Source organism: Pseudoalteromonas sp. XMcav1-K (assembly GCF_044005875.1).
GTDB lineage: Bacteria > Pseudomonadota > Gammaproteobacteria > Enterobacterales > Alteromonadaceae > Pseudoalteromonas > Pseudoalteromonas spongiae.
Genome location: NZ_JBIPJE010000050.1, coordinates 323,579 through 347,360, shown reverse-complemented (window position 1 = coordinate 347,360; position 23,782 = coordinate 323,579). Strand labels below are relative to the sequence as shown.

Annotated in this window: 22 protein-coding genes; 12 read left to right on the top strand and 10 right to left on the bottom strand. The window is 41.6% G+C overall.

What is annotated here, in order from left to right; genetic code table 11:
- Nucleotides 1–310 precede the first annotated feature (310 nt).
- The 3 genes from ACHSBP_RS18365 to proB are packed head-to-tail and all read left to right on the top strand — an operon-like array spanning nucleotide 311 to nucleotide 3,071.
- Nucleotides 311–454 (top strand): hypothetical protein, encoded by a 144-nt coding sequence (locus ACHSBP_RS18365; RefSeq protein ID WP_161805647.1) that lies wholly within the window; start codon nucleotides 311–313, stop codon nucleotides 452–454.
- A 25-nt stretch (nucleotides 455–479) separates the two neighbouring features.
- The gene (gene putP / locus ACHSBP_RS18360) at nucleotides 480–1,958 is read left to right on the top strand and encodes a sodium/proline symporter PutP (protein ID WP_021033044.1); all 1,479 of its coding nucleotides are present in this window, start codon (nucleotides 480–482) and stop codon (nucleotides 1,956–1,958) included.
- Nucleotides 1,959–1,961: 3 nt separating this feature from the next.
- Nucleotides 1,962–3,071: a glutamate 5-kinase gene (proB, locus tag ACHSBP_RS18355; protein ID WP_395390019.1), complete on the top strand. Its 1,110-nt coding sequence runs from the start codon at nucleotides 1,962–1,964 to the stop codon at nucleotides 3,069–3,071.
- Nucleotides 3,072–3,173: 102 nt separating this feature from the next.
- Here the strand turns inward: proB and ACHSBP_RS18350 are convergent, their stop codons facing one another.
- From ACHSBP_RS18350 to ACHSBP_RS18330, 5 genes are read right to left on the bottom strand one after another with little or no spacing between them, the layout of a single operon-like run.
- Nucleotides 3,174–4,409, bottom strand: a complete 1,236-nt coding sequence (locus ACHSBP_RS18350) for an ABC transporter permease (RefSeq protein ID WP_010558500.1) — start codon at nucleotides 4,407–4,409, stop codon at nucleotides 3,174–3,176.
- Nucleotides 4,406–5,596: an efflux RND transporter periplasmic adaptor subunit gene (locus ACHSBP_RS18345; protein ID WP_395390017.1), complete on the bottom strand. Its 1,191-nt coding sequence runs from the start codon at nucleotides 5,594–5,596 to the stop codon at nucleotides 4,406–4,408. Before ACHSBP_RS18345 ends, ACHSBP_RS18350 begins: the two co-directional genes overlap by 4 nt.
- Nucleotides 5,593–6,759, bottom strand: coding sequence for an efflux RND transporter periplasmic adaptor subunit (locus ACHSBP_RS18340; RefSeq protein WP_395390016.1), 1,167 nt, complete (start codon nucleotides 6,757–6,759; stop codon nucleotides 5,593–5,595). Before ACHSBP_RS18340 ends, ACHSBP_RS18345 begins: the two co-directional genes overlap by 4 nt.
- A complete protein-coding gene (locus ACHSBP_RS18335; RefSeq protein WP_395390015.1) occupies nucleotides 6,752–7,726 on the bottom strand; it encodes an HlyD family secretion protein in 975 nt (324 codons plus the stop codon). Before ACHSBP_RS18335 ends, ACHSBP_RS18340 begins: the two co-directional genes overlap by 8 nt.
- On the bottom strand, nucleotides 7,723–8,397 hold the full coding sequence (locus ACHSBP_RS18330; protein WP_100915825.1) for an ABC transporter ATP-binding protein: 675 nt from the start codon (nucleotides 8,395–8,397) through the stop codon (nucleotides 7,723–7,725). The genes ACHSBP_RS18335 and ACHSBP_RS18330 overlap by 4 nt, the downstream gene beginning before the upstream one ends.
- A gap of 1,081 nt (nucleotides 8,398–9,478) precedes the next feature.
- Here ACHSBP_RS18330 and ACHSBP_RS18325 point away from each other — a divergent pair.
- Together ACHSBP_RS18325 and ACHSBP_RS18320 are read left to right on the top strand one after the other, a co-directional pair.
- Nucleotides 9,479–9,898 carry a helix-turn-helix domain-containing protein gene (locus tag ACHSBP_RS18325; RefSeq protein ID WP_395390013.1) on the top strand — a complete coding sequence of 140 codons (420 nt, stop codon included), beginning with the start codon at nucleotides 9,479–9,481 and terminating at the stop codon, nucleotides 9,896–9,898.
- A 71-nt stretch (nucleotides 9,899–9,969) separates the two neighbouring features.
- Complete coding sequence (locus ACHSBP_RS18320) at nucleotides 9,970–10,377, top strand: VOC family protein (protein ID WP_100915829.1); 408 nt, start codon at nucleotides 9,970–9,972, stop codon at nucleotides 10,375–10,377.
- Nucleotides 10,378–10,526: 149 nt separating this feature from the next.
- Here the strand turns inward: ACHSBP_RS18320 and ACHSBP_RS18315 are convergent, their stop codons facing one another.
- Nucleotides 10,527–11,495 (bottom strand): dihydrodipicolinate synthase family protein, encoded by a 969-nt coding sequence (locus tag ACHSBP_RS18315; protein ID WP_395390012.1) that lies wholly within the window; start codon nucleotides 11,493–11,495, stop codon nucleotides 10,527–10,529.
- 373 nt (nucleotides 11,496–11,868) lie between these two features.
- Between ACHSBP_RS18315 and ACHSBP_RS18310 the strand changes: the two genes are divergently transcribed.
- From ACHSBP_RS18310 to ACHSBP_RS18290, 5 genes are all read left to right on the top strand, one after another.
- Nucleotides 11,869–12,213: a lactoylglutathione lyase gene (locus ACHSBP_RS18310; protein ID WP_010558490.1), complete on the top strand. Its 345-nt coding sequence runs from the start codon at nucleotides 11,869–11,871 to the stop codon at nucleotides 12,211–12,213.
- A 10-nt stretch (nucleotides 12,214–12,223) separates the two neighbouring features.
- The gene (locus tag ACHSBP_RS18305; protein ID WP_395390010.1) at nucleotides 12,224–12,673 is read left to right on the top strand and encodes a GNAT family N-acetyltransferase; all 450 of its coding nucleotides are present in this window, start codon (nucleotides 12,224–12,226) and stop codon (nucleotides 12,671–12,673) included.
- A 20-nt stretch (nucleotides 12,674–12,693) separates the two neighbouring features.
- On the top strand, nucleotides 12,694–13,182 hold the full coding sequence (locus tag ACHSBP_RS18300) for a GNAT family N-acetyltransferase (RefSeq protein ID WP_395390009.1): 489 nt from the start codon (nucleotides 12,694–12,696) through the stop codon (nucleotides 13,180–13,182).
- A gap of 101 nt (nucleotides 13,183–13,283) precedes the next feature.
- Nucleotides 13,284–13,787, top strand: coding sequence for a peptide deformylase (def, locus tag ACHSBP_RS18295; RefSeq protein ID WP_395390007.1), 504 nt, complete (start codon nucleotides 13,284–13,286; stop codon nucleotides 13,785–13,787).
- Nucleotides 13,788–13,926: 139 nt separating this feature from the next.
- Nucleotides 13,927–14,388 (top strand): SRPBCC family protein, encoded by a 462-nt coding sequence (locus ACHSBP_RS18290; RefSeq protein WP_395390006.1) that lies wholly within the window; start codon nucleotides 13,927–13,929, stop codon nucleotides 14,386–14,388.
- 51 nt (nucleotides 14,389–14,439) lie between these two features.
- Here the strand turns inward: ACHSBP_RS18290 and iadA are convergent, their stop codons facing one another.
- From iadA to ACHSBP_RS18275, 3 genes are read right to left on the bottom strand one after another with little or no spacing between them, the layout of a single operon-like run.
- The gene (gene iadA, locus ACHSBP_RS18285; RefSeq protein ID WP_395390005.1) at nucleotides 14,440–15,615 is read right to left on the bottom strand and encodes a beta-aspartyl-peptidase; all 1,176 of its coding nucleotides are present in this window, start codon (nucleotides 15,613–15,615) and stop codon (nucleotides 14,440–14,442) included.
- Between the two features lie 6 nt (nucleotides 15,616–15,621).
- Nucleotides 15,622–17,022 (bottom strand): putative basic amino acid antiporter YfcC, encoded by a 1,401-nt coding sequence (gene yfcC / locus ACHSBP_RS18280; RefSeq protein WP_395390004.1) that lies wholly within the window; start codon nucleotides 17,020–17,022, stop codon nucleotides 15,622–15,624.
- Between the two features lie 37 nt (nucleotides 17,023–17,059).
- Entirely contained in the window at nucleotides 17,060–19,981 is a 2,922-nt protein-coding gene (locus ACHSBP_RS18275; protein ID WP_395390003.1) for a TonB-dependent receptor, read from the bottom strand.
- A gap of 431 nt (nucleotides 19,982–20,412) precedes the next feature.
- Between ACHSBP_RS18275 and ACHSBP_RS18270 the strand changes: the two genes are divergently transcribed.
- Nucleotides 20,413–22,032 carry a cyanophycinase gene (locus ACHSBP_RS18270; protein WP_010558482.1) on the top strand — a complete coding sequence of 540 codons (1,620 nt, stop codon included), beginning with the start codon at nucleotides 20,413–20,415 and terminating at the stop codon, nucleotides 22,030–22,032.
- 132 nt (nucleotides 22,033–22,164) lie between these two features.
- Entirely contained in the window at nucleotides 22,165–22,542 is a 378-nt protein-coding gene (locus ACHSBP_RS18265) for a hypothetical protein (protein WP_010558481.1), read from the top strand.
- Nucleotides 22,543–22,578: 36 nt separating this feature from the next.
- Here ACHSBP_RS18265 and ACHSBP_RS18260 read toward each other — a convergent pair whose 3' ends face one another.
- The gene (locus tag ACHSBP_RS18260) at nucleotides 22,579–23,751 is read right to left on the bottom strand and encodes a benzoate/H(+) symporter BenE family transporter (protein WP_395390001.1); all 1,173 of its coding nucleotides are present in this window, start codon (nucleotides 23,749–23,751) and stop codon (nucleotides 22,579–22,581) included.
- Nucleotides 23,752–23,782 lie beyond the last annotated feature (31 nt).

Genomic DNA, 23,782 nt, shown 5'->3' with positions numbered 1-23,782 from the left:
ATACCAATCGCTGAAAATGCAAACATAACTAAAAGAGTGTAGCCGATTGGCATAAATGCACGGTCTATACGGTATAAACCGGAAAACAGGCCAATTTATTTCACCTATTTAGCCTTATTTATTTCGAATTCAAATTAATATTTGTTTATCCAACTAAATCTAAATAAATCATAAAAACGTTAAAAATAAATTAAATCAATATAAACAAACACTTAAATGCACTTTTAGTGTTGATCAAGTTTTATTCACTTGAAATTAGAACTCAAATAATTAGAATTGTAATCAATTTTAACCATATGAGGTAAATATCATGAGTACTAAGACGGATCTTTTTGGGTACCTTTCTTTTAAATTTATCGCCGCTGTAAGTTACTTATTAGCCGCGGGTTCTCTTGCTAAAAAGCGAATCTCAGGTGACTCACAAGGGCGCTACGCAAATTCTCAAAGCAAATAACATAATTAATTAGTACTGAAATAAAATGTTCGATTACGCGACTTTTTCTATTTTATTATATTTCGCCCTGCTAATTTTCATTGGCGTTTATGCCATGAAAAAATCCACATCAGATAACGGTGAATATTTACTCGGTGGGCGCAATGTCAGCGCCAAAGTAACCGCATTATCAGCTGGAGCATCAGATATGAGCGGCTGGATGCTGATGGGTCTACCAGGTGCCGCTTATGTTAGTGGATTAGGCAGTATTTGGCTTGCAGTTGGCCTAGTGTTAGGTGCCTATGTGAACTATCACATTGTTGCGCCTAAGCTTCGAGTATTCACAGAACTTGCAGATGATGCACTGACCATTCCCGAGTTCTTTTCGAAGCGCTTCGCCCTTGAAAAAGGCAGTGTAAGACTCATTGCGTCGATTGTTATTATTGTATTTTTCACGGTTTATACCGCATCAGGCCTAGTCGCCGGCGGTAAACTGTTTGAATCGGCATTTAATATTGATTACACCATTGGCATTGTGGCTACCGTTAGCATAGTCGTAATTTACACGGTACTTGGCGGGTTCCTTGCGGTCAGTTTAAGTGACTTTATTCAGGGCGTAATCATGCTCATTGCGCTGATTGCCGTACCTATGGTGACCTTCAGTAACTTTGATGCTGAAGCTGCCAGTAACTTCACCCAATCAATGTCGTTTGATTTTGGCAATGTTGAATTGCTTGCCGCAATTAGCTTAATGACATGGGGCCTTGGTTACTTTGGTCAGCCACACATTATTGTGCGCTTTATGGCAATTGATAGCCATGAAAACTTAGCCAAAGCACGCAAAATCGGTTTATCGTGGATGACAATTTCGATTATTGGTGCGCTAGTAACAGGCCTTGTTGGTGCAAGCTTTATTGCCAACAGCGAGCAATCAGTATCTGATCCCGAAACCATTTTTATCTTTCTATCACAGTTTTTGTTCCACCCATTTGTGGCAGGTTGGCTGCTTGCAGCAATTTTAGCTGCCATTATGAGCACCATTTCGTCACAGCTATTAGTGTCGTCGAGCTCGCTGGTTGAAGATATCTATAAGAGCTATGCAAAGCGTCAGCCAAGCAGTAACGAACTGCTGATGATTAGCCGCGTATGCGTGCTCGTGGTGGCCGTTGTGGCATCACTGATTGCCCTAGACAGCAATAGCAGCGTACTTAATTTAGTATCAAACGCATGGGCCGGTTTTGGCGCAGCATTTGGCCCACTGGTAATCTTTAGTTTATGGTGGAAAAAGCTAACGCACAGCGGCGCAGTAGCCGGTGTGGTTGTGGGTTCACTCACCGTACTACTTTGGGCATACGTACCGCTACTCGAAAATGGCGAAACCTTAAGTGTTTACTTTTACGAGTTACTACCAGGTTTTGTAGCGAGTTCACTGGCAATCGTACTCGTTAGCTTGAACACACAGCAGCCAGATCAGCAAGCTATCAAATGGTTTAACGCAACAAACGCCAAGCTCCAAGAGGCTTAATTTATGCAACAAAATCTTAAAAATATCGGCTGGAAACGGATTGTGATTAAAGTGGGAAGCGCATTAATTGCGCCTCACCGCGACGGATGCAGTAGCCAGTATTTATTAAGTATCGCAAATTTTATCGTACGTTGCCGTGCATCGGGTATTCAGGTGGTATTAGTATCATCGGGCTCAGTTGCCGCAGGCGCGCACTTATTTAATAGCGTCGACAATTCGTCGATGACAGTGAAAAAAGCCATGGCGGCAGCAGGCCAGTCTGAGATGATGGCAACTTGGGATAGGTTATTTGATTTTAATACTGCCCAAGTACTGCTTACGCATGCCGATTTACGCAATCGCGACCGCTTTGAAAGTGTGCGCGACACGCTGACCGCGTTACTACAAAACGATATTCTGCCTATCGTAAATGAAAACGATACGGTAACCACCGACAAGCTAAAAGTGGGTGATAACGACAATTTATCAGCAATGGTGGCCAGTGCCGCTTACGCCGATGCATTGATTATCTGTTCTGATATCGACGGGCTTTATACCGCCAATCCTCATGAGGACAAAAGCGCAACGCTGATTCCTGATGTAATGCGTATTGACCCTGAAATTTATGCGATGGCAGGCGGTGCAACCAGCGATGTTGGTACTGGCGGTATGAAAACCAAAGTACAAGCCGCTGAAAAAGCAGTTTCACACGGTATTAATACATACATTGTTAACGGCTTTAGCGAAGCGACGTTTAATACGCTGTTACAAGGCGGTAACCCGGGCACCTTGTTCCACGCTATTGAAACGCCAATGCAAGACCAAAGTCACTGGATGAAACACACCACCAAAGCACAAGGTGAACTGGTTGTTGAAGACACATTTGCAATGCAAAAACAAAGCGACAATCTTATTACGCCGCAAGATTTGGTGAATGTGATTGGTGACTTTTCTGCAGGCGAAGTGGTATTACTTCGTAAAGAAAACGGCGACAAACTTGCCAAAGTAAAAAGTAATTACAGCAGTTGCTTACTTAATTTTGTGGCCGAACAAGACAACGATGACTTGTCTGAGAAGCTGCATGACTCAGCAGCGCCTATTCTCTCTGAGCAATATGTATCTTTAAGTAATTAGCAACTAACTTGCACCGTAATTGTTTGACCCTATCAAACATAATTACAACCCAACAAAGGGGTTAGCATAGCGCTAACCCTTTTTATATTTACCTCACTAATATTAGTCACTTTGCAGTGCATCAATCGGATCAAGCTTAGATGCCTTAATTGCGGGGTAAACGCCAAAAACAAGGCCTACCAACGCACAAATGCTAAACGATAATACAATCGCGCTTAGCGACCACGACACCGCCCACTGGGAGTAAAAAGCAATCAGCTCTGACAGTGCAATACCAAAGAATACACCCAGTAAGCCACCTAAAATGGAAATGGTGAAACTCTCGGTAATAAACTGCACTTGAATGTTCTTTTGCGTTGCGCCAATGGCGCGCAATAAACCGATTTCCTTGGTGCGCTCAAGCACAGTGGCTAGCATAATGTTCATAATGCCAATGCCGCCCACCAGCAGCGAAATCCCCGCTACACACGACATTACAATATTAAAAATTTGCTGGGTTTGCTTTTGCTGTGCCAATAACGCGGCAGGCACAATCAGCTTGTAATCATCAATATCGTTATGACGCCCTTTCACTAAGGCATCAATCGCTTGCGCGGCCATCACAGGGCTAAAACCCGGTTCGGTAGCAAGTTTAATGCGAGTAATTTCGGGGTCGAGTAATTCGCTTTTAAAGCGGTGGATCGCAGTTTTAAGAGGAATAAAGATCTGGTTTTGTTCATCGCCTAATTTAACGCCCTGAAACTCTTTTTTCTTTAAAAATGGCGCTTCAAGAATACCCACTACTTCAAACCACAAATGGTTAATTTTGACTGATTTTCCCACCGCATCGCCAAGCGGGAACAAAGTACGCGCGGTATTTGCTCCTAGCAGCGCCACTTGCGAAAAATGTTGCCCATCTTGCTGATTAAGCAATCGCCCGGCACTTAAATCAAAATGTGCAAGCTCAAAGTAGTTTTCACTTACACCTACCGCTTGACCATCAAATTTGGCGTATTCACTAAACACATGGTAGGTTTCAACCACTTTTTCAGCGGCAAAATCAGTAATAAACGGCAAGGCTTCAACTGCAACTTTGCCATCGTTAAGCGATAACCCGTCCGAGTGCTTACGCTGCTCTCTAAGTTCATCCTCTTCAAAGTCTTTAGCTTCTACAATTACGTTATTTAGGCCCATTGAATCAATCATTTTCAGTGCTTCACGCTGTGCACCTTCACCAATGTTCAACATGGCAATTACCGCACCTACACCAAAGATCATACCGAGCAAGGTTAAAAAAGTGCGCATTTTATGCTGTTGCAATTGCACTGCGGCATCTTTAAATAATCCGACTAAATTCATAGTTTGCCCTCCTGCTCAACTAGCGCAATTACATCGCCTTTGGAAAGGCCCTTTACAATTTCAACATGGCTTAAATTACTTGCGCCTAAGGTAACTGGCGCTTTGCTGTAACCCGATGCCGTTTTAAGTTGCACATACGCACCTTCTTCGTCAGCAAATACGCTAAATTTTGGTACGATTAGTTTTTCGGCTGGCTGATCTGCAACTATGTTTGCCACCACTTTTAAGCCCGGTCGTAAGTAGTCGCCTTGCTCATCAATACTGGCGGTGATCTCGTAATACTTTTGCGGATCTTGTCGCTTGATTGATTTAGGAAACGGTGCAAGCTTACTTATTTTGCCAGTAAAGGTTTTATTAGGTGTTGAAATAAGCGAAAACTCAATTGCTTGATCTTGCTTTAAATTAATCGCTTCGCGCTCTTTTACAAACAACTTGATTTGCATAACCGAGGTATCAGGCAAGCCTGCAATTTTTTGGCCCGGCCACAAGGTTTGCCCTGCTCTTGGTTTTTCACCATGCCAATCTACGCTATGGGTTAACAAACCATCGTGCGGGGCAACCACCTCTAACGACGACAAATTGCCATCGAGCATATTAATTTTGCTTTGATGCTGCTGGCTCTGCATGTTTAACAGGTCTAACTCGCCTTGCGCGCTGCTATTAAACTGATCAGACTGCCAATTAAAATAGGCCGTTTTGGCATTTAAATAGTCGACTTTTTGTGCTTGCTCTAAAATCTCAAGTTTCGAGATAATACGGTCATCGTCGATAGAGAAATTTTCAGCAAATTGCTTTTCTTCTTCAACAATTTCCATATCAAACCCTAAGTGTTTTCTGCGCGTGTCGATTTCGGTATTTTTACCGGATAAATCTTGCGACACTTTTTGGTTTGAAAAATCACTCTCGCGCTTTTGCTTAGTCATTACACGACCATCAAACCGTGCAATCACTTCACCTTTTTTAACTTGAGAATATTCAGGCATTAACCACGCCAACGTTTGCGGCCCGCGCGATGATGCAGGAGTGCTAATTACGGTTTCATTAGCGGCAATCAGTTCGCCTTTTGCCTCTACATAGTTTTTAAACGGGGCTTTTTGCACGGTAAACGTAAGCTCGGCGGCTACATCATCGGGTTTTGAGCACGCGGTTAATAAAATCACGCTTACAACAATAGCTAAATACTTCATAAACGCACTACCTCTCCTTGCTCAATGCCACTTTTTATTACCGCAAAACCATTACTAATATTACCTACCGTAACTGGGGTTTTATCACCATTCTTTTCAATTACATACGCGCTTGATTGGTCGCTATGCAATGCGCTTACAGGCACTATCAATACATCATCAATTTTATCGGTCGCTATTTCTACGCGGGCCGTTAACCCTGGGCGCATCGCAGCTGCATTGATGTTATCGAGTTTAATTAAGGTGTCGACGATTCGGCGTTTATCTTGCGGCGATTTTTCACGAAACGCACTGCCAATACTGGTTATTTTGCCCGATGTAATAATCGGCTCAGAGCCATCAATGGTCACTTTAACCTTCTGATTAAGTGCAATGCGGCCAAAGTCAGCTTCGTCAATTTGCGCTTTTACCTGCATATCTTCGATTACCGCTAATTCAATTACTGGTTGGCCAAATTGCACACTTTCACCTACCGTTGGCTTTTCACCACTGGCGTCGGTGTAATACATTACAATGCCATCCATAGGAGCTTTTACTTTGAGCTTTTCAATGTCGTGTTCTAGGGCATCAACTTCTGCTTTTAAGCGCTCGGCTTTACCTTTAGCTAAACGAATGTTGAGCGCTTTAGTTTCATCTTGAAAGGTCAGCTTTTTCTTAGCCAGCTCAAGGTCATTTTGCGCAATGGTAAAATCAATCTGTGCCTTGCGTTTATCGTTATCCGACATTGAATCATCGTTAATATCGGCCTTACGCTTGGCAATATCGTAATTCATTTGTGCTTCGGCAAGGGCGAGTTTTAACTCTTCTTGGTTTTTAATCTCTTGCGCTTTTTGGTTTTCGAGCTCTTTTACCGCGCGGTCATATTCGCTGGTTTTTTCAATTAAACGGTCGCGCACGGGTTTATCATCAAAAGAGGCAACCATCTCGCCTTTTTTCACTTGTTTATTCTCAGGCGCTAAAAACTTCACTTTGTATTGCCACATACGCGAAATAGACGGCGGTGCAATAAGCGATTGCTGTGCCGACTCTAATTCGCCATTGGCTTGCACAGCCAATTGTAAGCTGGTTTTTTCAATGGTGTGATAATCAAATTCATCATCGCCACAACCGGCTAGCGAGAACGCGATTAGGCTTGCAACTAAGCCAAATTTAAACTTATTCATTACTGCCTCCTTGCACCACAACGCGCCCCGTCATTCCCGGTAAAATTTTTAGCTGCTGTGTATCGTCAAACTCAAACTTAGCGCGATAATAGGCATCTTTACCCCACTCTTTACGCTCTTCCGGTTGTGTTGAAATATCGCTTAATTTTGCAGTAAGTGGCGTATCTTGATACGCATCAAGCGTAAGCGACATTGTTTGCTCTTGCTTTAAGTGCTTATAATCAATTTCGTGCACCCAAGCTTCTAAATAAAGACCGGTCATTGCTGGAATTTCAGCAATTTTCCAACCCGGTTGTGCAGTAACCCCTGAAAACAATTTAGTGCCATACCAAGGGTGATTACCATACAAAATGGGGCCTTGATTGGTAGCTTTGTGGGTAAGCTTTTGCAAACGTTCGCGGTTTTCTTTTAAGTTAATTTGCAAATGTTCTATTTCGATTTCTTGCTTGCGAATGTTTACCTGCGCCGTAGTTTTGGCCTCTGCTAGGCTTGCTTTGGCTTTGTGCTTTTGAATCACTGCTTGCTCAAGCTTTAGCTGGTTTTCTTCATAATCAAACGCACTCACATGGCTTTTCGGCACAGCCGCATCAATTTTGGCTTTTTCAAGTAACAAATCAGCACGGGCAAGCGCAAATTCAGCTTCTAAAATGGCTTGTTTGCCCTTGTTTTGTTGGCGTTTTAATTCATCTTGTGCGGTATTAAGGCTCACTTCGTCTTGTTCAATGGTGCTGGCAATTGAGCCGCCCTCAAATACCACAACCACATCACCGGGTTTGGCAACTTCGCCCTCGGGTAACATCCATTCAACTTGAATGCGCCATGTATCGCTTTGCGGTGCAAAAAAGGTTTGGCTGTCGCTCGCTTTTATTTCCCCAGTAATAAAAATGTTTTGCGATGCAAACACCTGCGTTGTAAAAAGCGCGCTTGCAAGCATCAATGGCAGCGCGCTAAGTTTAAGTGTTTTCATTGAACGCTGTCCTCTATTTTCACACCGTCTTTCATTCGAATAATGCGCTTGGCGTATTCAGCAATATCTTCTTCGTGAGTCACCATTACAATGGTGTGGCCTTGGGCGTGCAGGTCACATAACAGTGACATAATTTCGTGGGATGTTTTGCTATCTAAGTTACCGGTTGGTTCATCGGCAAAAATCACTTTAGGCTCATTAACTAAGGCTCTGGCTATTGCCACACGTTGCCTTTGTCCACCGGACATTTCATTTGGCTTATGCCCAGCCCTGTGATCAAGCCCCACCTTGGCAAGCATGGCTAACCCTTTTTGTTTTGCTTGTTCTGGCGATATATCACTGTACCTAAGCGGCAAGGTAACATTTTCAAGCGCGGTTAAACGGGTTAACAAATGAAAGGTTTGAAAAATAAAGCCAATACGCTGATTACGGATTTTTGATAAGTCTTCATCGCACATATCTTGAATTGATTGTTTAGACAAAAAATACTCGCCTTTAGTTGGCGTATCTAAACAACCCAAAATATTCATTAACGTTGATTTACCTGAGCCCGACGAGCCCATAATAGCGACAAACTCCCCTTCGTCGATGGTGATAGAGACATCGTTTAACGCGGTAACGCGCGTTTCTCCACTGCCGTACTCGCGATACAGATTCTTCACTTCAAGCACTGCACACATTCCTTGATTATAGTTTTTAGCCGTTAACGGTATACAATCTGAACAGTTCAGTCAACTGATATAACCAACTGATTTAAATAGATAAAAATGCATTTAAATGAGAATTAATCGCGTTAACCATTTGTAACAAAACGTGTATTTGGAAAGGTGGGAGTTTTGTACGCCAGGGGGGCGAATGACAGCACTCTTTAAATCGAAAATTTCAAGTACTCGTGACCGCCTCTTAACATCAGAAGATCTCTAAAAAAGGTAAATTAGGCGCTATTCACCAATATGAAAAATTATGGGAATGGTGGGAAACAATTAAACCCAAATGGCCAAAAAATAGATAAATATCAATAGAAAATCTATCAAACACGTTTTGTACATGTGAAGAGTAAGAAGTTTAAAAATCATTGATAACAAAATTGGTATTAGCTGGTCACAATTCATACTAATACCAATTTATGTTAATTCGAGAATTTGTTGATGGTTGATAAGCGAGAACAAATATCATTCCAAACAATCTTAAGCGAGAGCGCAAACATCACGTTTAATTTAAGTGATAAAATCTAATTTTTATATTTCTTGAATTGCCAATAGCTTAGTATTGTTAAGAAGGTGAAGACTGGATGAAAAACTGAAAATAATCAAGATAGAGCAAAACGAAAAATACCAAGTTCCTTTACACTTTACCTAAAGGGAGCAAAACAGGACAAGCAGCCTAGACCTTTTATGGCATATTATTAAATAAATCCAATCCCCCTAAACATAAATAGTGAGATGTAGAATTATTATTCTAAAACTTTTCTTTCGCTCCTAGCGCTTAGCTGAAGTAACCCAATGGATTTCTATATGTAACCGACTGCTATGAGCGAATAACGAGCGAGGGATAATTTCCCCCTATGAGTGACTTATTGTCCCTAAATATTATCATTACGCGAGGTGCCTATTTTCTACAATTTCTCTGATTAATTACAACTTATTACTAGTGTTATAAATTGCCTTAGTATATAAACAGATGATGTTACGATGTAAAAGTGACAAATTACCTCTTAACAAACTATTTTACGTCAAACACTAAGCATGTTTTATGGCTACGGACTATAAGTTAAAAAAACTGAATGCGGGCAGAGATTTTATTGCTAACAATTATCATGCTCCGTTAAGCTTATCTGATATGGCAAAGTACTCGTACATGTCTCCATATCATTTTTTGCGTACATTCAAAGATACTTATGGGGAAACGCCTAACGAGTACTTAATTCGTCTTAGAGTCGAACAAGCTAAGAAAATGCTCATAACAGAGAATTTTAGTATCTCAGAAGTCTGTGAAAAAGTTGGTTACGCAAGTCTTGGCAGTTTTTCTTCTTTGTTTTGTAAACATACAGGTATGGCACCTACTTTGTATCGTCGCAAGCTATGGGCTTTGTCTACTGACGCATACAGTTTTCCGTTACAAGTCATACCAGCATGTTATGCCTACCATTTCTTAGGTAAAGTAGCCAAGTGAGCAATATTGAAGAAATATCATTTTTGTTATTTCTGTAAAATAAAGATGAATTATCAACAAGGAATATATAGATGATCACATCCATTGCACACACAACAATATATGTACTTAATCAGGAAGAGGCGCTTGATTTTTATAAAAACAAGCTCGGTTTTGAAGTCGGTGACGACATGAAAATGGAGGGAGGTTTTCGATGGCTAACGGTATACCCGAAATCTAAACCACAAACTCAGCTAGTATTGGCTGAGCCAAAAGAAGGACCAATGTTTACCAAAGACTCTGCCGAAAAAATTCGAAGTTTAATCGAAGAAGGCGCATTTGGAGCAGGCGTTTTCGAAACAGAGAATTGCCAGAAAACGTATGAAGACCTAGTAGCTAAAGGCGTGGAATTTATTCAGCCTCCCACAAAGCAGTTATATGGCGTCGAAGCTATGGGTATTGACAACTCAGGTAACTGGTTTAGTTTGGTTCAAAGATAAAATGTAACACGTTGATTACGGGACATAAAGCAGCTTGTTCTGGCCTTACATTACTCTCACTCATTACCCTTGAAATAAAAAGTGAGTATCTAACACCCACAAAAAAGCTCCTAAAAAGGAGCTTTGATCTTTTCAAAAAACTAAAAGTGTTATTCAGCTAAACCAAGTGCTTCAAGGCGCGCTTTTGCAAGTTGGTAACGTGCGCGAACATCATCAATTTGCGCTTCAGTAAGTTTTTTGCCTAATGTGCGCAGGCCGCCTTGTTCGTCATTGTGGTGAATACCAAATGCAAACTTTAGGTATTCTAATAATAGTGGCTGAGCATCAAGGTATGAAATTGAGTTCATTGCTTGCGAGATTTTATTCGCTTCAGCCCAATTACCGTCATTTACATACTCTTGCATGGTTACGCTTGCTTTCGGGAAGATACACCCTACACCTGTAATGCCGCCACATGCGCCAGCTAGGCCTGCGTGAACAGTTACTGTGTCTACACCTGCTAAGATTTTTGCATCTTTGTTTTCTAGCATCAGCGTTTCAATAACTGATACGTCAGTTGTTGAAATTTTAAGAGCTGTTACTTCAGGTAGTGCTGCAAGCTTTCTTAAAATATCGGTTGAAAGCGCATGGTAACCCGCTGCATCTGGGTTGTTGTAAGGCATAATTGTAATGCCAGCTTCACGTGCTGCATCTGCGGCAAGCGCGTAATAAGCATACATTTCTTCATCAGAAGGCGCTTCTTTGGTTTTTGGTGGCATTACCATAACTGTATCTACACCGACTGTTGCCAGCTCTTTTACAATAGTTGCAAGGGCTTCTTTAGTTTCTGCCGCAGCGCCACTAATTAAAGGCACGTTAAATTCTTTAGCAACCTCAGAAAGCGCACTTAGTAGAGAAAGACGCTGCTCAGCGCTTAGGTAGCTGTTTTCACCTAGCGTGCCTGAACCAACAAGGCCACCCATGCGTGTGCCAGCTTTACCTTCAACACGTAAAATATCTGCTGCGTACTTTTGTGTTGCAACTAGGTCAATTTCAAGTGCGCCTGTTTCAGTCTCTTTTAACCATGTAAACACGGCAGGCATAACCGTATAACGCCAATCTGTACTATTTGTTTGCATCGTATTACCTTTTGTATAAAATCTTTATTGCCTGACTATATCGTATAAAATATACAAAATAAACATTTGTGTGAAATTGTCTTTAATAAATGCTTAAAATTAGTGAGCTGTATTGCGTTTAGCACGCATACAATTTAGGTTAACGTAAAGCCTATTTGCCTTAAGACATCTACAAAACCAACCATTTATAAACCTTAACCTCCGTTTTTAAATGCGTTTAGTTATCTTTAGTTATTGAAAGGTTTACTAATGCACCTGCGCTATTTATAGTTTTGTAAAATTGTAGGCGCATTCACTTTGCCCTTAGCCATTTCACTAATGCCCTTTTGCACTTTTTAAGTGTTAATACGTGCTGCTTATTTATGGAAATATCATGGATGTTATCGATATAAAAACATTTATCCCGAGTAAGGACTACGAGGTCTCTTTATCTTTTTATGCTGAAATTGGCTTTAATTCTGAATATGTGAGCGATGATCTTACGCTTTTTGAAAATGGCGATTGTCTTTTCTTCTTGCAGCGCTTTTACAACGAAGATTTAGCAAAAAACTTTATGTTGCAAATTTGCGTTGCAGATATCTATGATGCGTTTGAGTTATGTAGCAACTCAAAATACAAAACTAAAATCTCACCAATCCAACAAATGCCTTGGGGCAAAGTATTTTATCTTTGGGGACCTTCGGGCGAACTTTTGCATATTACCCAGTTAGGCAGTTAATTAACAAAATATGATAGCTCAACTTACCCATTCAAATAGCGATATTGCTTCGCACATTTACGCTGTGTTTCAAACTTCTTATAAAATTGAAGCTGCACTAATTGGCACTGATAATTTTCCACCGCTATCGCGCACGCCACAGGATATAGCAAACTCCAACACCTTGTTTTATGGTTTTTATGAAGGTGACAGCCTTGCAGGTGTTATCGAAATCACATACCAAGACAACCTATTAGAAATAGACAGTTTAACCGTAGCGCCTCTGCATTTTCGTAAAGGCATTGCCGGAAAACTGATGGAATATGTGTTAAAGGCGTTTGATTTTACCAAAGCTATTGTTGAAACCGCGCTAGTCAACGCGCCTGCTATTCGTTTATACCAAAAACACGGTTTTAACGAGTTTAAGCGTTTTACACCCAGCCATGGCATTAAAAAAGTGGCGTTAGTAAAACAACAATAATAGAAGACATTTACAACACTATGATTCGACATGCATGCAAGGATGATTGCTTACAATTAGCCGCCCTTTCAATAAAAGTGTGGCTCGACACCTATGCCGCTGAAGGCATAAAGCGCGAATACGCGCAGTATGCCCTTGCTACATTTACTGAAAGCTATTTTAGCTCGTTACTTGATTCGCCAGATTACAACTTATTAGTGATTGAAAAAGACCAAGTAATACAAGGCTATGCCCTGCTTAATATGACATCTAACTTTCAATCGGCAAATAATGGTTTTGAGCTTGAAAAACTGTATATCGATACTCGATTTAAAGGACAAGGTTTAGGTAAACAACTTTTAACCGCGGTAGAACACGAGTTTGGTAACGTGTATTGGCTGTACACTTGGGTTGAAAACGAGTCTAACGGGTTTTATTTGCATTTAGGATTTCGCAAAATTGGCCAACTCAATTTTGAATTTGCTGGCTCACAAATCGAAAATAACGTTTATCAATCGGCGCTTATCTAACATACAATTGCGCCATAATAACACTTAGCTTGTTTATCTATTTTATCAGCAAGCACTCCAAAGCCCCAAAAGGGCGATTAGCCAAAAATAATTGAGGTAAAATGGCCGTTTTAGAAATATTAAAAGCTCCAAACGAGAAATTAAAAGTTAACACCGAAAAGGTAACCGATGTTGCAAGCGTGCAAACATTAATTGATGACATGCTAGATACCATGTATCACACCGACGATGGTATTGGACTTGCCGCGACACAAGTAGGCAGAAGCGAAGCCATTATCGTTATTGATATTTCTGAGCAACGAGATGCACCACTCATTCTAATTAACCCAGAGGTTGTAAGTGGCAACCACAAAGAAATGGGGCAAGAAGGCTGTTTATCTGTTCCTGGTTACTACGCAGACGTAGAGCGTTACACCGAAGTAACCGTTAAAGCTTTAGACCGCACAGGCAAAGAAATAACCATTGAAAGTGATGATTTTCTTGCCATTGTATTGCAACATGAAATCGATCATTTGAAAGGTAAGTTGTTTATTGATTACCTTTCGCCTTTAAAGCAAAAAATGGCACTTAAAAAGGTTAAAAAAACAATTAAGTCAGTTGCTTGATTAGGCTTGTTTTTAAAAAATGATTAGCGAAATAACGATGTAATTAATAAAAAAGCCGCTATGTTTATTAGATTAATAAACAGCGGAATTTTTTATGAATTACTATGTTAAATCAATCTCACATACTTGAAGGTGCAATATGGAAATTAATGTTTCAACAGAGGTAAATTGTGCAAAAGAGCAAGTATGGCAAGCAATCACCGACATCGACAACTGTAAAAATATGATTGATGCAATCATTGACTTAACAGTATTAGAGCGACCAGAAACAGGGTTAGTAGGCTTAAAGTGGACAGAAACCCGCGAGATGTTTGGCAAAGAAGCAAGCGAAACCATGTGGATAACCGAAGCAGTAGAAGGCCAATATTATTGCACCCGCGCCGAAAACTGTGGTGCGGTATACCTGACTAAAATGGCAGTAACAGAAACTGACGGGATCACCCGTTTGTCCATGTCGTTTTCTGGTCAATCAATGACATTTATTGGTAAGCTAATCTCGGGAATTATGGGTTTATTAATGAAAAAATCGTTAGTAAAAATGCTCGAGAAAGACCTGCAAGATATAAAACAACACCTCGAAAATAAAAACAAAAAGGGTTAGCTTACGCTAACCCTTGGGATTATATCATCAAGTCGGTTTATTAACCTGAATTCAGGTTGCGCTATTAAAAAATCCATTCGCAACAATTTGGCTGTCTTCAATCATTTTTTTGCCATTGCACCATACGCTGTGCACGGTTAAATCTGATTGACGAAGCAGCACCACATCGGCACCCCCATTTTGTTTGAGCTCGCCTTTGTTAAGGCCAAGAATGCGCGCTGGGTTTATCGTAATCGCACTTAATGCTTTTTCAAGAGGCACATTAAATTGCTTTACCGCCTGCTGAAATGAACTTAGCAATGACAGCTCAGTACCCACTTCAAATCCTACTAGCTCATTTTGCTGATTATAAATTGGCAAACTCGCGTGACCGTCTGAACTCATGGTGAGCTGCGCAACATTCACCCCTTTATCTAAGCAATACGCAAGGGCTTCGGCCGCGGCAAGCTCGCCATTAGCCAAATCGTATTCGGTCGTGCTGGTAGTAAAGTCGATGGTGCCACCTGCACGGCAAAATTCAATGCCCGCCGTTAATAGCTCAGCGTTACGGTTCATATGTGTTGGGTAAAACTGTGAGATCGGAATATCCGTGTTATTGGCCACATCATGAAGCAAATTAACATGCGCTTTGCCTGAGCCAACATGAATCGATACGGTGCCGCGTTTACCACTTAAAAGGCCTGCGGTTCTGGCTTCGGCGGCAACTTCAGCGAGTTGCTGCGCAGTAATTTGGCGACCGCGATGATCGCTAATGGCCACTTCACCCAAACCTATCACTTCATCCACATACATAATGTCGTGGCTAATGCTTTCGCCCAGTGTTTTTGCGGGTAAATGATACGAACCCGTATGACAAAAGGCGTTTAAGCCTTCTTGCTTTAACCCTTTTGCTTTGGCGATTAAGTCGCTGTGAGTTCGGCTAACATCATCGGTACCAAGCGCGCCAACCACAGTGGTAATGCCTGCAATAGTGGCATCCGTTAAGTTCATTTCTGGTGTGCGGCTGGCAAAACCCGCTTCACCACCGCCGCCACTAATGTGCACCAATGAATCAACAAAGCCAGGCGCTACAATTAAGTCGCTGCCATCAATCACCTCACACGCAACATTGGTATCGAGGTTAATGTCAGCTTCGATTGCAATAATTTTTGTGCCTGCAATAAGCACGTCTTGTTTGCCGAGTCTTTTAGGGGAATAACACTCGGCCTGCTTAATTAGAGTTAACATAATGTTTTATTGATAATTTATAAGATGCGCAACAATGACCACTGCGCTTGCTAAAGAGAATAAAAACAACATAAAGCGCCAAATGAATTGCGCCCATTCGTTCCATGAAAGTTTTACAACGCCTAAACAGCCAATCAAACTAGCTGACGTTGGGATAATTATATTCGTTAGGCCATCACCTAGCTGAAATGCCAGCACCGCTGTTTGACGCGATACGCCAATTAAGTCAGCAAGTGGCGCCATAATTGGCATCGTAATCGCGGCTTGACCTGAACCCGATGAGACAAAAAAATTAAACACTGATTGGAATAAATACATAAACCAAGCAGCTATCACATCGGGTACATGCGAAATAAACGACGCCGCATAATAAAGTAGCGTATTGAGTAACGAATACTCGGCCAAGTCGCCACCGCCTAGCAATAGCACTAAACCTTTTGCAAGACCAACTAATAGCGCTGCTGGCAGTAGTTCGGCACTACCATGTTTAAACGCGGCGACCGACTCTTCAATGCTCTGCCTGTTACCAAGCTTGGCAATAATCGCCACAACTAAACCTAAAACAAAAAACTGGGTAGCAAGTTCAGGAATGTAATAGCCTTTTGCCGTTACACCATAAATCACCCAAACAATCACCGCTAAAAAGCTAATTAACAGCAGCCTGTCGGTATTGGTGAACGCAGCTTGCGCAGTATTTTCAGGCAGTTTTTCAATGTTACGAATGCTCGCTGCGTAGCGCACAGTAAATACCATGCCAACAAAAATAAACACTGCCGCAATAGCAGTACGCAACTCTGCACCTGAAAAGACAGGTAAGCCTGCAATACTTTGCGCAATGGCAATACTAAACGGGTTCATAGGTGATGCCGCAAAACCAATTTGCGTTGCCACATACGTCACCAGCACAGTTACTTGCGCGTTATAACCAAGCTTTTTCATGATCGGAAAGAGCACAATACAAAATGCAATGGCTTCTTCACCCATTCCAAAAATAGCGCCGCCTAACGCAAAGGTGATAAACAAACTAGGTATAAACAGCCAATCAATACGCGTAGTTGAGCTAATAAGCGCCATAATGCCGTTATCAATGGCTTTAGTATGCATTAGCACACCAAATGCACCACCAGTAATTAAAATAAACGCAATTACGCCAATTGCTGCGCCATTTCTATCACCGCTGACTAGGCCTTCAAAAAGAATATTAAGTAGGCCTGCATCACCGTTCGTTGCAAACAGCGCCGCTGGCTGAGGGCTTACCGCTTGGCTAAATTGCGCCAGTGATACGGTAGCACCTTGGTTGATACCGTCGAATTTACCCGGCAATACAAAGAAAGACACGAGATAGCAAAGCCCTGCGATCACTAACAAAATAACGAACGCATCAGGCATTTTAAATTGTTGTTTCATGTGTGTTTTTAAAAGTGGGGTTACCCCCACTAGCCCATTAGAAACGGTAAGTTACACCAAGGTTATACGTTGTACCGTAAGCATCGTGATTAATTGAGTCAAAACCACGTGATGAGCCGTAAACGCTCGGTGGCTTTTTATCGAATAAGTTATCGATACTGGCGCGGATCATCACTGAATCTGATACTTCATAACCCGCACTTAAGTCCACCACAGTCCAGCTTTTCACATCGCGCTGTTCATTGTCATCTAATTCGCCAAGTTCAATTAACTCGTCGATTTCACGGTCGCGTAAACCTTCTATATCATCTTGATAACTATCAGTATAGTTTGCACCAAACGAGATGTAATAACGCTCTGCATCAAATGAAATTGAAAAACGACCGATATTTTCAGGGTAGCGGAATGTGCCAACAAGTTGCTCAATGTCGTCTGAGCCCGGCTTATTACGGTCGTAATCAAGGTAGTGAGTGGCGTCGAGTTTTAACGTTAAATCACCCGCATCAAAACGAAAACGCTGATCAATTTTAATGTCTAAACCACGAATATCTTGGCTACCAGTGTTTTCTAATTGAATCACATGGTCGCGATAGAACTCTAGGCTTGCTGAACGTGGACTATCCCCTCTGACATACTTATCCAAAATTTCATATAAGTTTGCACCCGCCTCATCAATGCGCAGGCCGCTATCATCCCAGTAACGACACACGTTTTCACCGTATGAAATACCCATTTCACCATTAGGAACTAAACCACAGTGGCGCAATGATTCATCGCTAATAGCACGAGCAAGTACCCCCGTCATATTGGTATCAATGACATCGTCGTAATTAAATTGCCAGTAATCTAATGTGATGGTGGTATCGCGGCTTGGGCTCCATGCAAAACCTAGTGACAGTGACTCAGATTCCTCTGCATTTAATTCGCTGTTACCAAGCTCTAGGCTATTTACCGTCACTTGTGTGCCGTCACCTTCACAGTATAAATCAGCTACCGCTTGGTTTGCGCCACAATCAAAGGTTGATGTGGTTGTTCTGAGTTTTACACCTGCTTGGGTAAGCGAAGGTGCTCTAAACGAGGTTGCCCACGCTGCGCGTAACATTACTGAATCAACTGGGCGATAGCTTATGCTCACTTTAGGATTAAAAGTTGAGCCAAAGTCATCAAAATGGTCATAACGCCCTGCAAGTTGCATTTCAATTTTGTCACCTACTGGTACATAAAGCTCGGCAAATGCACCAAGTTGTGTGCGCTCAGCTTCGGCAATGCTCGAACCATAACCAAATACATCAACAAGGTAGCTATTGTTTGCATTTGCTACCGCGTTCGCTGACGGAAAATCTGAAAGTTCTTCTTTGCGGGCTTCAAGGCCAAATGACGATTGAATGTCGCTATCACCAATTGTCATTAGTTCGCCAGAAAGCGTGAAATCCCAACCGTAAACACGGCTTTTACCGTTACGCGTTGGCGTTTCTTGCGTAAGCGCTAAGGTCGCATCGTTAGTGCCATCCCCCACTAAAAATGGGTTATAAAAATCAAGTAATGAGCCTGCACCACAGCTAATATCACCATTGTTTTGCTGTGCAATGGTGCCATCTGAACACAGCTCACCTGCTATTGCTGCATGGAATTTATAACGGTTGTAAACGCCCTTTACAGCTACTTGATCTGAACGTGATTCAGAAAACATGATGCCTGTTTCCCAATCCCAATCTGCTAATTTCCCTTCAAGGCTAGAAACAAAACGCATATTTTCAGATTCAACCTCTACTGTGCGTGGGTCGTTAAAGCGTGCACTAAATCTGAAGCCAAATTGCTCTTGTCCAAGCAAAGTATCAAACGGCTCAATATACAGCGAATCAAGTAATGGGTTATCACCGTTAGCACCGTTATAAATAAACAAGGCATCTTCTTTAATCCAAGGACCTTCGCTGTCATCATCTCGGTTGATTGCCGCAGGCGTTGAATACGCGGTAGATTTAGTTTTGCTGTAGAACATTTCGGTATTCCAAACAAAGTCGCCCACAGCTTGGTTAAACATAAAACCGCCCGACATACTTTCAAACGGTGCGCGTAATACATCGTCTTGATTACCGTAGTAAGCACAAATTTGCTCGCCGTATTCGGTTGTAACCAGCTCAGTTAAGCAGCCAGGTGCAGGCTGTTCATTACCATCACGGCTGCTGTAGTAATAAATATTTGGCGTGTTTTCAAGCTTTGGTAAGTATGAATAGCTGTTAACTAAATTAGGCGATGCAAGGTAATCGCGGTCACTTGCATTAAACTGGTTACGGTCATAATAATCGGCAAATACGGTTAAGTTACCTTCGCCAATTTTGGTGCCCCAAATAAGATTAATTTGTTTTTTACTTTCATCTGAATCTTCAAAGCTATCACCGTAACTCACTTCAACTTCACCGCCATCAAAGTCTTTTTTCAAGATGTAGTTAATCACACCCGCCACCGCATCTGCACCATAAATTGCCGACGCACCTGTCGCTAAGATTTCAACGCGCTCGATTGCTGCCAGTGGAATAGAGTTTACATCGACAAAGTTTTGCGTGCCTGCGGCAAATGAACTTGGCGCAACGCGACGACCATTAATCAGCGTAAGAGTTGCTGATGGGCCCATACCACGTAAGCTTGCTGCGGCTTGCCCTGCTGGTGTAGAGGTTGATGTACTACCACTTTCACTGGTTGAGAATGTGCCTGCGCCACCTTTTAGCTGAGGAATATCTTGCAGTAATTCGTATATGGATGAAGCGCCTGAACGCTCGATGTCTTCGGCACTTAAAATTGTGATTGGTTGGGTGCCTTCAAGGTCAACGCCTTTAATGCGTGAACCGGTTATTTCAATGCGCTCAACTGATACTTCTTCTGAGTTTTTGGATTCTTGCTCTGCAGCCTGTGCTGACACTGACAGTGCCGCAAAAATGGCTAGGGTTAACTTGTTATACATACTTCACCTGTTTCTGATTAGGTGCGATTCAACAAGACACGCAGATTCACAAACGATAGACGGATCTATCATGCAATTTGGGCGTAAAAATGCTGTGTTTTAGTTGTTATGATTATGGCAAATCACATGCAACTTAATTGTTTAATCGACAAATTTATTGTTTTTGTAATTTTTGGGGGTGGGTTGCATACCAATAGACAACACCACGGTTAAAAACCGTGTGTCTACTCGTCGAACCACTCAGAAAGGTAGTGTGGTGAGTAGAAGTAGCAAACAAGCTGATTCGCTTTTTTTAACATTTCTTCATCTCGTGTATTTTGACATTACAAACTGGCGTGTGCTAGTTTGCATCCCGCAAAGTTCATAATTTTTATATCACAGCTTTTTTTGTGATGACAAGCCATTTTTTAAAACTTGATTGGAAATTAATCATGAACCTTGTGTCTTTTGTAAAAAATTTCACCCTCGCGTTTTCGCTTTTTTATAGCCTAACATCCTCTGCGAAAACACTTTATTTAGCGGGCGGCGCACTTAAAACGTGTTCGAGTTTAGCGCCAAAAAACTGCATTGAAAAAACTTCATTTTCATCCCATGCAAAAACCCATTCACTCTATTTAATTAACGAAACAGCCATCACTGCGATTAACTCAAATTGGCCAAATACCAACACACAGCACAAAATTGCCACGCGAAAATTGCTCAACAAAATAAAAAGCAAAAACGCCATTACCAAAGCAGAGCTTATTGAAAAATTTAAAGGCGAAAATGCCGCTTTATACCGCGCTTTAAGCAATCAAGAGTATTACTTTGTATTTGATATGCTTGAACTACCACTCATTGTGAAAAATAAGCGTATTAGCGAGCAAGTACTCACAAACAAAAACAAAGTTAAAGGCACAACTGAGATTTTAAACGCCATTAGTTTAGACATTAAAAACGCGCCAAATAAAACCCTGTTTTTAGTCACAGCGTCTTCTCGTGACCCTTATGAATCCGCCGATTTTTATAACGGCCTATTTAGTCAATATAAGATAAATGCAAAGTGGTTAGCACTGACACCAGCGCTTGCTAAAGCCATTTCAAAACAAGATTGCGAAAACCTTGATCACTACCGCAACAAAATTAATTTAGCCTATAACCGCGGCACGGTTTACCCCGATTTAACAGCGCAAGAAAAAGCCTTGTGTGATGCTGGCATCGACAATTTAATCACTACCCTTAACAGCGCCGATGGCCTGTTTTTTAATGGCGGGGATCAATCGCTTACTAAGCAGGTGTTTATTAATGCTGAGACAAAAGAAGCTTACCCTTGGTTTGAAGTTATTCAAAGCCGAGAAATTTTAGTAGGCACAAGTGCTGGCACGGCTATGCAATCGGGTGGCCAAAATAATTATGGTTATGTGCCTATGATCACTAACGGCAGTAGCCTAAACGCACTGAAAAATGGCGCGTTTGATGCGCCGCCGCCAGCTGAAAATTGTCATAACCAAGGTGGCTGCCAGCACCTTGAGTTTGATGCGCTCACCTTTGATAAACACGGTGGTTTAAGCAGTTTTGATTTCGGTATTTTGGATACCCATTTTAGCGAGCGTGGCCGTACCCCTCGCTTAGCCGTTTTAATGCAAGCAACCAAACAACAATTTGGCTTTGGTGTAGATGAAACAACCGCGTTAAAAGTGGAAAAAAACACAGGGAAGATGTCGGTCATCGGTAAAGAAGGCGTTGTAGTATTAGAGCACACAGCAAAGAACACTTTTCGTTATCACTTTATGCCTAGCGGTGAAAAATTTACGCTCTCAAGTCTAAAACAAGAAAAAAGTGATAATAAAAAAGCGCTTTCAAGTGAAGAAAACGTTTTTGAAAATGCCATTTCAAACGGGCAAATTCGACGCGCACTGCAAGACTTTTGTAACAGCGAAAAACAAGCAATGACACTCGTTGAAACCACGCAAAAAGATACACCCGTTACATTTGAAAAAGATGCAAACACCACATGTGTAAGAGCGCATGCTGGTACTTACCGCATTGAAAATATGCTAATGCGTTTGTAGCGCATCTTATCGGTAATCTTGCGATACAAGTATCTGCAAGATTGCCGATGTTAGACGGTATTAAACGATTTTAGTGTTCAATTACTGACTTTCAACATATACTGACCCTAATTTGAAAACACAGATGTAATCATGTTTGCGCACGGAAAAGTTAACTACTCTTGGCATGGCAATATTCTTCAGTTAGATGTATTTGGCCCTTTTAATGTTATTGGTATCAATAGCGCATTTGAAGAGCTCAAAAAGCAAGTTAGCGCTAACTTTCTTGAAAAGTGGTATCGCATAGATGTAATTGATGACGAAACCTTGGGCTGCCCTGAAGTAATGAAAACCATCGGGCAAACCTACATGTGGAGCCTTGAAAACAACTGTCAAATGATTGCTATTGTGTGTGCCAATCGCGTGCAATTAAGTTTACTAAACGCGTTTATTGAAAAATCGGGCTTAAATGTTCGTGCCTTCACCAATCAAGAAGATGCCTTGGCTATCATTAACGCTTTATCCGGCTAATACTATTTTAGTAACACCAATATAACGTTAATTTAGTTACGAATTTTCCGCCTTTTTGTTCATTAAGCTGGCATAGAACCAACCAAGTAATAAACCCCAAATAATTGCATTTAACCCCAAAAAGCTAATGCCTGAAAGCGTGACCAAAAATGTAAGTAACGACGCTTCACGGTAGCGCAGATTTGAAAATGCACTTTGCAAACACATTAACAAGGTACCCAATAATGCAAAACCAGCAAGCATTTGGGTCACTTCGCTTGGAAACGCAACAAAAATAGAGACAACACTTGTCGCTAATAACCCTGCCAAAATATAAAACAAACCAGCCCAAATTACCGCACGATAACGATTGCCCTTGTTGCTATCAACCTCTTCAGTCATACACATTGCAGCAGAAATAGCAGCAAGATTTAAACTAAAACCACCAAACGGCGCAGCCAGCATATTTATAAGCCCTGTACCTACTAAAATAGGTTTAACCGGTGCGGTGTATCCATAGCTTTGCATCATTGCTATGCCTGATAAATTCTGCGACAGCATAGTGACAATATAAAGCGGCACTGCAACGTTAAAAATCGCCATCACATCAAACTCAGGTGTAAGCCAAGCGGGGTTAGCAACGGCAAAGTGTGCTGTGCTTACTAAATCATTATCAAGGTAAAACGCCGCAGCTAAACCAACAATAAGCAGCATTAACATGGTGTACTTTGCGGCAAACCGTTTACTTAACGCATAAGCAATGAACATCAACAAAAACACACCCGGCATACTCATAATAGGTTCAAACGCTTTTACGCAAAACGGCAATAAAATAGCGGCAAGCATGGCGGTTGCCAGCGGTGAAGGAATGCGTTTTAGGGCATTTGATAGTGGTGTAACAAGCCCCGTAGTGAAAATGAGCGCACCAGTAACAACAAACGCACCAACTAACGTAGGCAAATCATGTTGCGGGGCAATACTTACTAGCATCGCAGCCCCCGGGGTGGACCAGGCCGTTAAAATAGGTATTTTGTAATACCAAGAATAACCTATTGAGCTCAGTCCCATCATTAAGCCGAGGGCGAGCAACCAACTTTCAATTTGCGCCGCAGAGGCACCCGCCGCCGTTGCCGCTTGTAAAATAATAACAATAGAGCTGGTGTAACCGATTAGTACAGCGCTAAACCCCGCTGTGATATGACTTACAGATAGGTATGTGGTGTTCATCATTCGTTATTCTCTGTGTTATATTTTTAACAAC

Excerpts from the sequence above, each read along its gene's own strand:
- ACHSBP_RS18365 (WP_161805647.1), top strand. The coding sequence starts at position 311 with ATGAGTACTAAGACGGATCTTTTTGGGTACCTTTCTTTTAAATTTATC.
- putP (WP_021033044.1), top strand. The coding sequence starts at position 480 with ATGTTCGATTACGCGACTTTTTCTATTTTATTATATTTCGCCCTGCTA.
- proB (WP_395390019.1), top strand. The coding sequence starts at position 1,962 with ATGCAACAAAATCTTAAAAATATCGGCTGGAAACGGATTGTGATTAAA.
- ACHSBP_RS18350 (WP_010558500.1), bottom strand. The coding sequence starts at position 4,409 with ATGAATTTAGTCGGATTATTTAAAGATGCCGCAGTGCAATTGCAACAG.
- ACHSBP_RS18345 (WP_395390017.1), bottom strand. The coding sequence starts at position 5,596 with ATGAAGTATTTAGCTATTGTTGTAAGCGTGATTTTATTAACCGCGTGC.
- ACHSBP_RS18340 (WP_395390016.1), bottom strand. The coding sequence starts at position 6,759 with ATGAATAAGTTTAAATTTGGCTTAGTTGCAAGCCTAATCGCGTTCTCG.
- ACHSBP_RS18335 (WP_395390015.1), bottom strand. The coding sequence starts at position 7,726 with ATGAAAACACTTAAACTTAGCGCGCTGCCATTGATGCTTGCAAGCGCG.
- ACHSBP_RS18325 (WP_395390013.1), top strand. The coding sequence starts at position 9,479 with ATGGCTACGGACTATAAGTTAAAAAAACTGAATGCGGGCAGAGATTTT.
- ACHSBP_RS18320 (WP_100915829.1), top strand. The coding sequence starts at position 9,970 with ATGATCACATCCATTGCACACACAACAATATATGTACTTAATCAGGAA.
- ACHSBP_RS18315 (WP_395390012.1), bottom strand. The coding sequence starts at position 11,495 with ATGCAAACAAATAGTACAGATTGGCGTTATACGGTTATGCCTGCCGTG.
- ACHSBP_RS18310 (WP_010558490.1), top strand. The coding sequence starts at position 11,869 with ATGGATGTTATCGATATAAAAACATTTATCCCGAGTAAGGACTACGAG.
- ACHSBP_RS18305 (WP_395390010.1), top strand. The coding sequence starts at position 12,224 with ATGATAGCTCAACTTACCCATTCAAATAGCGATATTGCTTCGCACATT.
- ACHSBP_RS18300 (WP_395390009.1), top strand. The coding sequence starts at position 12,694 with ATGATTCGACATGCATGCAAGGATGATTGCTTACAATTAGCCGCCCTT.
- def (WP_395390007.1), top strand. The coding sequence starts at position 13,284 with ATGGCCGTTTTAGAAATATTAAAAGCTCCAAACGAGAAATTAAAAGTT.
- ACHSBP_RS18290 (WP_395390006.1), top strand. The coding sequence starts at position 13,927 with ATGGAAATTAATGTTTCAACAGAGGTAAATTGTGCAAAAGAGCAAGTA.
- iadA (WP_395390005.1), bottom strand. The coding sequence starts at position 15,615 with ATGTTAACTCTAATTAAGCAGGCCGAGTGTTATTCCCCTAAAAGACTC.
- yfcC (WP_395390004.1), bottom strand. The coding sequence starts at position 17,022 with ATGAAACAACAATTTAAAATGCCTGATGCGTTCGTTATTTTGTTAGTG.
- ACHSBP_RS18275 (WP_395390003.1), bottom strand. The coding sequence starts at position 19,981 with ATGTATAACAAGTTAACCCTAGCCATTTTTGCGGCACTGTCAGTGTCA.
- ACHSBP_RS18270 (WP_010558482.1), top strand. The coding sequence starts at position 20,413 with ATGAACCTTGTGTCTTTTGTAAAAAATTTCACCCTCGCGTTTTCGCTT.
- ACHSBP_RS18265 (WP_010558481.1), top strand. The coding sequence starts at position 22,165 with ATGTTTGCGCACGGAAAAGTTAACTACTCTTGGCATGGCAATATTCTT.
- ACHSBP_RS18260 (WP_395390001.1), bottom strand. The coding sequence starts at position 23,751 with ATGATGAACACCACATACCTATCTGTAAGTCATATCACAGCGGGGTTT.